The organism is Anabaena sp. UHCC 0451, assembly GCF_034931405.1.
Taxonomy (GTDB): Bacteria; Cyanobacteriota; Cyanobacteriia; order Cyanobacteriales; family Nostocaceae; genus RDYJ01.
On the sequence record NZ_JAYGHA010000013.1, the window covers coordinates 139,117 to 150,041 of the forward strand.

General features: G+C 39.9%; 9 protein-coding genes and 1 pseudogene. 9 read left to right on the top strand and 1 reads right to left on the bottom strand.

Annotated features, from left to right (window positions below; genetic code table 11):
* From VB694_RS11230 to VB694_RS11255, 6 genes are all read left to right on the top strand, one after another.
* Window positions 1-236: hypothetical protein (locus VB694_RS11230; protein ID WP_323360395.1), on the top strand; the 236-nt coding region annotated here is incomplete at its 5' end.
* Complete coding sequence (locus VB694_RS11235; protein ID WP_323360396.1) at window positions 226-1,353, top strand: DegT/DnrJ/EryC1/StrS aminotransferase family protein; 1,128 nt, start codon at window positions 226-228, stop codon at window positions 1,351-1,353. The genes VB694_RS11230 and VB694_RS11235, both read left to right, overlap by 11 nt.
* 106 nt (window positions 1,354-1,459) lie before the next feature.
* Window positions 1,460-2,362 (top strand): cyanoexosortase B, encoded by a 903-nt coding sequence (crtB, locus tag VB694_RS11240; protein ID WP_323360397.1) that lies wholly within the window; start codon window positions 1,460-1,462, stop codon window positions 2,360-2,362.
* Window positions 2,363-2,408: 46 nt separating this feature from the next.
* On the top strand, window positions 2,409-3,131 hold the full coding sequence (locus tag VB694_RS11245; RefSeq protein WP_323360398.1) for a cyanoexosortase B system-associated protein: 723 nt from the start codon (window positions 2,409-2,411) through the stop codon (window positions 3,129-3,131).
* 27 nt (window positions 3,132-3,158) lie between these two features.
* On the top strand, window positions 3,159-4,547 hold the full coding sequence (locus VB694_RS11250; RefSeq protein ID WP_323360399.1) for a polysaccharide biosynthesis/export family protein: 1,389 nt from the start codon (window positions 3,159-3,161) through the stop codon (window positions 4,545-4,547).
* Window positions 4,548-4,634: 87 nt separating this feature from the next.
* Window positions 4,635-6,821, top strand: coding sequence for a polysaccharide biosynthesis tyrosine autokinase (locus tag VB694_RS11255; RefSeq protein WP_323360400.1), 2,187 nt, complete (start codon window positions 4,635-4,637; stop codon window positions 6,819-6,821).
* On the opposite strand, the gene cofG is transcribed toward VB694_RS11255, so the two are convergent.
* The gene (cofG, locus tag VB694_RS11260) at window positions 6,818-7,777 is read right to left on the bottom strand and encodes a 7,8-didemethyl-8-hydroxy-5-deazariboflavin synthase subunit CofG (protein ID WP_323360401.1); all 960 of its coding nucleotides are present in this window, start codon (window positions 7,775-7,777) and stop codon (window positions 6,818-6,820) included. The two genes, VB694_RS11255 and cofG, sit on opposite strands and share 4 nt — an antisense overlap.
* A gap of 198 nt (window positions 7,778-7,975) precedes the next feature.
* On the opposite strand from cofG, the gene psbA reads away from it, so the two are divergent.
* The 3 genes and pseudogenes from psbA to VB694_RS11275 all read left to right on the top strand — a co-directional run.
* Entirely contained in the window at window positions 7,976-9,058 is a 1,083-nt protein-coding gene (gene psbA, locus VB694_RS11265) for a photosystem II q(b) protein (RefSeq protein ID WP_323360402.1), read from the top strand.
* A 237-nt stretch (window positions 9,059-9,295) separates the two neighbouring features.
* Complete coding sequence (locus VB694_RS11270) at window positions 9,296-10,540, top strand: TPM domain-containing protein (protein ID WP_323360403.1); 1,245 nt, start codon at window positions 9,296-9,298, stop codon at window positions 10,538-10,540.
* A gap of 2 nt (window positions 10,541-10,542) precedes the next feature.
* A pseudogene (locus VB694_RS11275) lies at window positions 10,543-10,925 on the top strand (LemA family protein); the annotation flags it as partial.

The following is a 10,925-nucleotide window of genomic DNA, read 5'->3' on the forward strand; positions in this document are numbered from 1 at the left end:
ATCCCTATATTCACCGTTTTTTATTTTGGGAAAGGTTTTTATATATTAAACTATTGAGTTTAATTTCCATGATCATTTATTGTTTTGATAATAATTTAAATTCATCAAAATTGTGCTTTCTTGATAACTTTAATTTAAAAAACCATATATCAAATGACACTGTATTACATATTGTGAGATATGATAGTGCTACTAAATTTGTGATCCTATCAGGTGAAAAATCAGATGAATATTAAAGTTCCTTTTGTAGACCTGAATTTACAACATCAACCCATAAAATCTCAATTACAACAGGCAATTGCAGATGTCTTGACCAAAGGGGATTTTATTTTAGGACAAGCTTTAGCCAATTTTGAGGCAGAATTTGCCGCAGCATCACGTACAGAATACGGGATTGGTGTTGCATCTGGAACTGATGCGATCTCTCTCGGACTGCAAGCTTGTAACATCGGTGCTGGTGATGAAGTCATTTTACCAGCTAATACCTTTGTAGCCACACTGATTGGTGTAGTCAGTGCTGGAGCTAAACCAATCTTAGTTGATTGTAACCCCCAAACAGCCTTAATTGACTTGCAAGCAGCAGAAGCAGCCATTACTCCCCAAACCAAAGCCATTATTCCCGTACATCTCTATGGGCAAATGGTATCTCCAAGCCAATTATTAGACTTTGCTAATACTTATAAAGTCTTAATTTTTGAGGATGCAGCCCAAGCACACCTGGCAGAACGGGAAGGATATAAGGCAGGTTCGGTAGGTATAGCCGCAGCCTTTAGTTTTTATCCCAGTAAGAATTTAGGGGCTTTTGGGGATGGAGGAATGGTGCTAACACGAGATTCAGAGGTAGCGGCCAAAATGCGGCGTTTGCGAAATTATGGCTCATCTCAAAAGTATGTGCATATTGAACCGGGGACTAATAGCCGCTTAGATACCTTACAAGCAGCAATATTACAGCAAAAATTACCTTATTTATCTCAGTGGAATAGCGATCGCCTAGCCATTGCTCAGAGGTATGATAGAGAACTAGCACCCTTAGCCTCTGCTGGTATTATTCCTATCGAAAACCAAAGCGGTACAGGACACATATATCATCTTTATGTGGTTAAAATTGATGAATCTTGCCCCCTAGAACGTCAAAAATTACAAGAAAAATTGAACGCAGTAGGAATTCAAACTGGCATTCATTACCCAATTCCCTGCCATCTTCAACCCGCATTCAGTTATTTAGGTTATCAACAAGGAGACTTTCCCCAATCAGAAAAACTATCTCAACAAATATTATCCTTACCCATGTACCCTGGCTTGAACAATAATCAAATCAAAGAAGTTGTTAATGCTATTACTTCAAGTTTGTAGTTTGAGAAAACTGATATTAATTACAAGTTTCTCGATGTTCAATGCTCAGTTTTTAAAGATTAATCCTGATTATCCTTTATTCCTGATTTAATTTTGAGTTAAACCTATGACACTCCAGCAACAAATTAAAACCCAGAACACAGCCCAATTGTTAAATTTAGGCATTTTAGGAACTTTACTCCTGCTTTATGTTCCTTTATTACTGCATTGGACAGATGGTTGGTTACACAAAACTATCAGTATAGAACATGAATATTTTAGTCACGGTATGATTGGTCTACCCTTTGCTGGTTATCTGGCTTGGATAAACCGGAAACAGTGGCAGCGCCTACCCAATACAACCCATCCTCTGAGTATTGGCTTATTAATAATAGGAGTAATTTTTTATCTCAGTGGTGTAGCCGAATGGGTAAATCTTTCCTTACCTGTGATCCTCGCCGGACTATGCTTATGGTTCAAAGGTTTACCAGGCTGCAAATTACAAGGATTTCCTCTCATACTAGTATTTTTCGCTACACCAACAGCATTACCTTATTTGATATCTCCCTATACATTCCCGCTCCAGAGCTTTATTGCTAGTACAGTAGCCTTTATCCTCAATCAGTTTGGCATGAATGTGGTATTAGATGGAATCAACCTATACGTAGGAGGAAGAATAGTAGAAGTAGCACCCTATTGTGCAGGGTTGAAAATGTTATTTACTACCCTTTATGTCAGCTTGATGCTGCTGTATTGGACAGATTCTTTATCTTCACGACGGATAACTTTTAGTTTTTTATCTATTTCTATGGTTATCAGTGTCATTGCCAATATCATTCGCAACACTTTATTAACCTTCTTCCACGGTACTGGTCAAGAAGGGGCTTTTCAATGGCTACATGACAGTTGGGGTGGGGATTTATATTCTGCTTGTATGCTGTTATCACTTATACCTTTACTAAATTGGATGAATAGTTATTTCTCAGAAACAGAAGTAATTCAGCAAGAAGAGGAACAAGAAGTAGTATAAACAAAAGTGCTAGAGTCGGAAAATCCAGTGTTTAGACGGAGATAGTATGATATCTTTATCCAATTTTTTCAAAAAACAACAATGGAGTCAGATAGCAGTGCTGATATTACTGCTATTACTGTTAGCAGTGGGGGCAGTTCCTGGATATCTCACAGGAAAGTGGCAGTGGCAGCAACCACCACCAGTGACTAAACTCAAGGAATTGAAAAATATCCACAAAGTGGGATTAAGTATTCCTGGATGGCAAACTATTCAACAGTCAGAAGCAGCAGTTGGTCAACATAAATGGTCGTTGCAAATACTCCAGCAAAAAGACTCAGATGCTGAAGGCATACTTTTGTTATTTCCGCAAAATGGACCTAAAGATCAACCAGAGATAGAGTGGGTAGATGTGAGCGGCTGGGGCAAATTAAACTGGGGAAAGTGGGATATGGCTCAATATCGGGCTGCGGAATTTACTGTTAAACAACCATCCAGCCAAGATTCCCATACAAACACAACAGTCAAAGCTAGATTTTTTCGAGCTACGACACAACAAAAAACTTTTGCTGTTTTACAATGGTACGCTATGGCAAATGGTGGTACTTCCTCACCTTTCCATTGGTTTATAGCAGACCAATTGGCACAATGGCAAAAAAAGCGTGTTCCTTGGGTAGCTGTGAGTATTTTGATACCTATAGAACCTTTTGGACAAGTGGAAACATCCTGGACTAAACTTGAGTCTCTGGGTGAAAAAGTACAAGCTGCATTGATGGCAATAATTTTGTAAGGTATTTTATTTAACCATATAACACTGATGTCTATAGTACCCAGTTATCATCACCGTGTTCTTAGCGCCTTCTTTGTTGTTACTCTCCAGTTTGGTGTTGGTATAATAACATCTGTGCAATCTGTGGTGGCGCAATCTGTAGAATCGTTAGAAGCATCACCAGTAGAATTTCCTATACCTCCGATCAATCCTGATGTAACATCGCCCAGTACAAATGAAGAAAATGAAGAAAATGAAGAAATTTCACCGCAATTCAGTCGCTATCTGTTGGATACAGGAGATGCAATTAGCGTTATTGTGCAGCGTCCTCCAGGGTTATATCGCTTAGGAATTGGAGATTCTATTGGTGTTACAGTTCAGAGGTTTCCAGACTTAAGTTTTCAAGCTGCTATTAATCCAGAAGGTAATATTGTCGTACCACTATTGGGAGTCATATCCTTACAAGGCTTGAATTTGCAAGAAGCACAGGCAAAAATCCGCGCTGGCTTAGATCGTTATGTTATTGATCCAATCATATATTTATCACTGACTGGGCAACGTCCTGATTTGAGTTTTCAAGCGCCAGTGAACCAAGACGGTAATATCATTATTCCGCAAATAGGAAAGCTTGCTGTCAAGGGCTTGAGTGTCGAAGAGGTTCAAGAAAAAATTAGTTTGGCTTTAAGTCGTCTTACTAGTGATCCGGTGATAGTATCTTTGGCACAGATGCGGCCAGTGCAAATAACTATTACTGGGGAAGTATTTCGTCCAGGAATTTATGCCTCTGGTTCAGCAATGCCTCGAATTACTGATATTTTACCCTTGGCTGGTGGTTCAACTTTGACCGCAGACCTGAGAAAAGTGCAAATACGTCGTCAGTTAACTGATGGTTCTATAATTTCACAAAATATTAACTTATATGCAGCCTTGCAAAATGGAGGTTCACCACCTAACTTACGTTTACAAGATGGTGATGCAATTATTGTTAACCGTCGTGAACCAGGTACAGATGATGGTTACGATCGCAAATTGGTGGCACGTTCAACTTTAGCTGTACCTCAAATTAAAGTCCGTGTTTTAAATTATGCAGCAGGAGGAATGGGTACTCAATCGCTTCCCAATGGTAGTACATTTCTAGATGTATTGGGTAATGTTCCTCTCAATACTGCTAATCTTCGGGATATTGCTTTGGTTCGCTTTGACCCTGAACAAGGTAAAGCTGTTACTCAAAGACTTGATGCTAAAAAAGCACTGGCTGGTGATGCTTCTCAAAATGTGGCACTTCAAGATAATGATGTGATTGTTGTTGGTAGAAACCTTGTTGGTAAACTTACTAATTTATTTAATACTATTACCCAACCATTCTTTAATGTGCAATCATTTATCCGCTTTTTTGAAAGCTTTGGAAATGGTCTATTTGGTGGGGGGTCAAATTAACAAAGGGACTTGAGAATTGGGAACTATGTAAAATTAATCAACTTTTATCTCTTGCATTTTGCTACTGACTAATAACTGAGAACTGATATGACACCACCAATTGTTAAAAAATATCTTATTGCTTTTGAAAAATATAAATGGATTGGAATAGCTAGTTTTGGCTTAGTAGTAGCTGGTACAACAGTAGTCGCTATACAACCAGAACCAAAAGCAAATTACTTAATAGAAGCTGCTTTAACTTACAGTGGACCACCGATTGCTTTCTCGAAAACAGCTAGTGAAATTCTACAACAGGGTAAAGAACTAACACAACAAGTTTTACTATCAGATCAAGTGATTACTGAGGTAGCAGAAAAAGTAAAAGTAAAACCAACAACTATTGCCAAAAATGTAAAAATTAAAATGCCAACTAAAGACAAGTCTGGAAACGTAGACAGTCCATTTATACTAGTTTACTATCAAGATAGTGACCCTAATAGAGGCAGAGAAGTATTAGGGGAATTAATGAAAGTCATGCTTAAGTTGAGCAGTGATATTAATACTGGGCGATTAAAGGCTATTATTAAAAAAATTAACGATCTCTTACCACAAGTTAATCGAGAACTTCAAGCCGCCGAAAATAAATTAGAACTATATGATCGTCGGGAAAAACCAGCAATTTTAGCGGCAGAAAATGGTAGTTTACTTGGTGGAATTAGTAGTAGTCAAGATCAGCAAAGAGCAATTAAACTAACTATCTCTGGGATTGATGCTCAACTTCGTTCTTTAGAAGATAAGTTGGGTTTAACTGTGGGTCAGGCTTATGTGTCTTCGGCTTTGAGTGCTGATCCTATTATTGGTAATTTGCGATCGCAAATCTATCAAGTAGAGTCACAAATTGCCGTTTTGAAAAAAGACTTACGGCCTGAACACCCCACCATGATTCAATTACAACGTCAGAAACAAGCATCTGAAGAATTGTTACAACAACGTGCTGCGGAGGTTTTAGGTGGGGCTGGAATGGCGGCTCCTTTACGGGGTAATGTGACAGGTATTCGTACCCAAAGTAGCTTAGATCCCACAAGACAAGCATTAGCTAATCAAATGGTGGGTTTGCAAACTCAACGAGAAACCCTAGAACAACAACTAAAACAGCAAATTCAACAAGAGGAGCAATTACGTCGAGAATATTCTCTCATACCTAATAAGCAATTAGAGCGATCGCGTTTAGAACAAGCTTTAGGACTCAAAAAAGCTATATATGATCAAATGCAAGCGAAACTAATAGATGCAAAAGCAGCTGAAGCGGAAACAGTTGGTAGTCTCAGTATTGCTAAACCACCAATACCAACTCCTATAGCTACCAAACCCAAGAGTGTACCTCTGACTTTAGCTATTGGTAGTTTCTTGGGTGTAGCTATTGGTGGCGGTGTCATATTTTTGTTGGGTTCACTGGAAGGAACTTTCAAAACCCAGGAAGATATCCGCGAAAGCCTCAAGCAAATGGATGTTTTACTGCTGGGAGAATTGCCTTTGATGCCAGTGGATGATTTGGAACTAGACGCTTTACCCGTGCTATTTTCACCAGATTCTCCCTATTTAGAGTTTTATGAAAAGTTCCGCAGTAATTTACGCCGAATTGGTGGCAATGACGTTAAGGTGATATTGATTACTAGCGTCAGTAGCCAAGAGGGTAAAACAGTGAGTGCTTATAACTTGGGCATAGCTTCCGCACTGGCTGGTAAAAGGACTTTAATTATTGAATTAGATTTGCGATCGCCCTCTCACGCTTCATCTCTGAAAGTTGCGCCTGATTCCTATGCCACTATTGAACCATTGCGTTATTACTCAACTTTAAGTGAATGTATCCGCTTAGTTCCCGACGTGGAAAATTTATATATTCTTCCTAGTGCAGGTCCTGTACGTCAATCTGCTGCTATCATCGAATCTGGTGAAATGCGCCGCTTGATAGGTGATGCTCGTGAACGATATGATTTAGTAATTTTAGATACCAATCCTCTCAGCATTTCCAACGATCCTTTATTAATCCAACCCTATAGTGATGGGATAGTGCTAGTAGCACGACCCAACTATACACAAGAAAATATGCTCAGTGAAGCTATTAATCAATTAGTGGAAGCTGAATTAGGACTGTTAGGAGCTATTATTAATGGTACTGATATCCAAGTTTCTATCCCTGAACCAATAGAACCATTCATGATCTCTGAGCCACCAATAGAACTGGAAGTGATCAAGCAAGTAGAAGATGTATCCACTATCTTTGGTAAAAATTAGGTAAATCTAAATGTGTTCACGGCTACCGCCAAATCTCCAGTCAACCACCGATAAAATTGAGGATAGACAGGCAAACGCGCTACTAACTCCCATCCCGCAGGTTGTAAAATATCCCTTAATCTCTGTTCCTGTAAATGAGGATAATCAGGGTTAACTTCATCTTTAGGACCTATTCCCCCCAAATCTCGCGCACCTGCATCTAAACAAGCAAGTAACCAATTGTCATCTTTAACTAAATTAGGCGGAATTTGAATTGTAATATCTGCGGGTAAAATTTCCCGTGCTTTAGCTATGACTTGCGGTAGTTGATAAGGATTAAAAGCTTCTGCATCAAAGGTTTGCTGACTTCCCGGACTGTGGGGTTGCAAAATTACTTCTTGTATATGTTGATAGCGTTGATGCAAATCAGAAATAGCTGCTAAAGTCTCCCACCAATCATTTTCAGTTTCTCCTATTCCCAAAAGTAACCCAGTTGTAAAGGGAATTTGTAACTCTCCCGCCCATTCCAACTGTTGTAAACGCACTTGAGGTAATTTACTCGGTGCATGACGATGAACAGTATTTAACAACTTGGGTGTCAACTGTTCCACCATTAACCCCATCGAAACATTGACATTTTTCAGCTTTTGCATTTCCGCAAAACTCAGTGGTCCGGCGTTGGTATGGGGTAAAAATTCCATTGATAAAGCCAAGGCAGATAAATCATAAATAAGCTGAAACCAAGCCTCACGTCTAGATGATAGAGGATGAACTTCACCGCTAAGGATGAGTATTTCACAGACATTTTGATTTTTTAAAGGTAATAAAATATTCTCAGCTTCAGCTAACGTCATCCAAGGATGTGAACCAGGTTCAACACGGAAATTACAATAACTACATCTATTAAAACATTCATAAGTTGGAACAAGAGTATATGCAGGGCTGTAAGTAACGATTTTTTGGTTAAATGAGAGCATTTGGAATAAACCAGAAATATGTTTACAAAAAGATAAAGGCTGAAACCCTTACTATATCTAGGTTTTTTTATGCCATGAGAAAAATATTAAAAAATATTACGAAAACCCCTTTACAAATTGAAACAATAGACCTAATATAAATTCATGAGGTAGAAACACCTACCAAAACATACATAACTCAAACGCAATTATAAACACATGACCACAGCCATTCAACAGCGTTCAACCGCTAACGTCTGGGATCGCTTCTGCGAATGGATCACCAGCACCGAAAACCGTATTTACATCGGTTGGTTCGGAGTCTTGATGATTCCTACCCTGTTAGCTGCTACCACCTGCTTCATCATCGCTTTCATCGCTGCGCCTCCCGTTGACATCGACGGTATCCGTGAGCCAGTTGCAGGTTCTTTAATCTACGGAAACAACATCATCTCTGGTGCAGTTGTTCCTTCCTCTAACGCTATCGGCTTGCACTTCTACCCAATCTGGGAAGCAGCTTCCTTAGATGAGTGGTTGTACAACGGTGGTCCTTACCAATTGGTAATTTTCCACTTCTTAATCGGTGTAGCTTGCTACCTGGGTCGTGAATGGGAACTTTCTTACCGCTTAGGTATGCGTCCTTGGATTTGCGTAGCTTTCTCTGCACCTTTAGCAGCAGCTACCGCAGTATTCTTGATCTACCCAATCGGTCAAGGTTCATTCTCCGATGGTATGCCTTTGGGTATCTCCGGTACATTCAACTTCATGATTGTGTTCCAAGCTGAACACAACATCTTGATGCACCCCTTCCATATGTTAGGTGTAGCTGGTGTATTCGGTGGTTCCTTGTTCTCTGCAATGCACGGTTCACTCGTTACTTCTTCCTTGGTTCGGGAAACAACCGAAACCGAATCTCAAAACTACGGTTACAAATTCGGTCAAGAAGAAGAAACCTACAACATCGTTGCAGCACACGGTTACTTCGGTCGCTTGATTTTCCAATACGCTTCCTTCAACAACAGCCGTTCACTTCACTTCTTCTTGGCTGCATGGCCAGTAGTGGGAATCTGGTTCACCGCTTTAGGTGTCAGCACAATGGCTTTCAACTTGAACGGTTTCAACTTCAACCAATCAATCATTGATTCTCAAGGTCGTGTGATTGGTACATGGGCTGACGTAATCAACCGCGCTAACTTGGGTATGGAAGTAATGCACGAGCGCAACGCTCACAACTTCCCCTTAGACTTAGCTGCTGGTGATGTTGCTCCTGTTGCTATGACCGCTCCTGCTATCAACGGTTAATATTAAACTGGGTTTAATAAGCTTAGTTAAATAAAAGATACCCTCCAGAAATGGGGGGTATTTTTGTTTTTACATGACTGTCGAAATCAGGATTTACAGAATTTGAGAATGAACAGGATTTTATATCTTTATCGTTTAAATCATTTAAATGAAATAAAGAAATCTGGAAAGAGTCTTTGTAATTGTGTAGTCAGATATAAATAATTTTCCTCAGCATTTGGGCTAGAGGTGCAAGTCATGAAATCTCATCTACTCAAACCAAAACGTATTTTTTGGGCGAGTGTTTTTTTACCTGTCATTTTACTTTTTCCTGTTTCGGGTTGGGCTATAACCATACAAGAAGTCCCCAATCCCCGCAAAGATTCTGGTGGCTGGGTAACTGATATGGCAGATATCCTCAACGATAAAACAGAAGCCCAAATCAATCAGATGATTTCTGAATTGGAGACAAAAACAGGTAAAGAAATGGCAGTGGTAACTGTACCAACAACTAGTCCTGCTGCATCACCAAAAAGCTTTGCTACAGAATTGTTTAATTCTTGGGGAATCGGGAAGAAAGGACAGGACAATGGCGTATTATTTTTGATATCAGTAGGTGATCGCCGGGTAGAAATTGAAACTGGTTATGGTATCGAAGCCATTTTACCTGATGCCAAAGTCGGCAACATTATCAGTAGCCAAATTATCCCAGAATTTAAAAAAGGTGATTTTGCAAGTGGGACACTGGCGGGAACCAAGGCGCTGGTATTAGTTTTAGGATCTGATCCTGCTCAAGCCGCTACTCTATTCACCACAGAAGTTACGGCTAATAACTCCAGATGGGGAGTATTCGCTGGAGTAGTAGGGGGTGGGATATTGGCAGTAGGAAGTGTTATTTTTCTGCTGAAACGCCAGAAACGCTCTGTGGAAATTTTTCTCAAAAAAGAAGCAACTGAACCTAAAAAACAAGGAGATTATAGATTATTGCAGAGAAATTACAAATTTTTATGTGCTGATTGTGAACAGCCAATGACAAAAGTAGACGCAAGCATCATTGAACCATATCTCAGTAAAGAGCAAAAAACAGCACAAAAAATTAAGAGTGTCAAATTTGAGGGTTGGAAATGTCTCCATTGCGAGCAAGTACCAACTGGTAAGGGATTTAATTTAATTGGTTTTGACCCTAATTCATCTCGATTTCCAAAATGCCACGATTGTCAAGAATTTACTATAATTCACACGGAGAAAACTATTAAAAAACCGACGCAGCGATTTTCGGGAATCAAACAGATTATTGATAAATGCCATTGTTGTAATTATCACCAAGAAAGAGAGGAAAGAATTCCCCCTTTACCGCCCTCAAGCCGTGGTGGTGGTGGCGGTAGTAGCTGGAGTAGTTATAGCGGTGGTGGTAGCTGGAGTAGTTATAGCGGTGGCGGTAGTAGCGGTGGTGATTACGGTGGTGGTAGTAGCGGCGGCGGTGGTGCTGGTGGGAGTTGGTAAATATGAACAATCCAGAACAAAGAATTCCCGAAGAAATTGCGCCAGAGGTACTGGAGTTAGCTTCCCGCTATTATGCCAATCATAGCCAAGGTTATTCCTCTGCTGAGTTAGTAGCCGCAGGTCAGGAAGTTGATATCCCTGTGGAGTTTATTCAGCAAGCAATTCAAGATGTTAAAAAACGAGAACAGGAAAAACAAGCAGCAGAAAAACAGTCAGCCAAATTTCGTCAAAAACTCTTGATGACTGGCGCAGGTATAGTAGCAGCATTTGCTGTTTGGACTGGCTGGACTTACAACTCCATTCAAAATAGTAACTCCAAAGTACAAGCTGCTTGGGCGCAAGTGGAAAATCAACTCCAGCGTCGTGCTGATTTGATCCCCAAGGG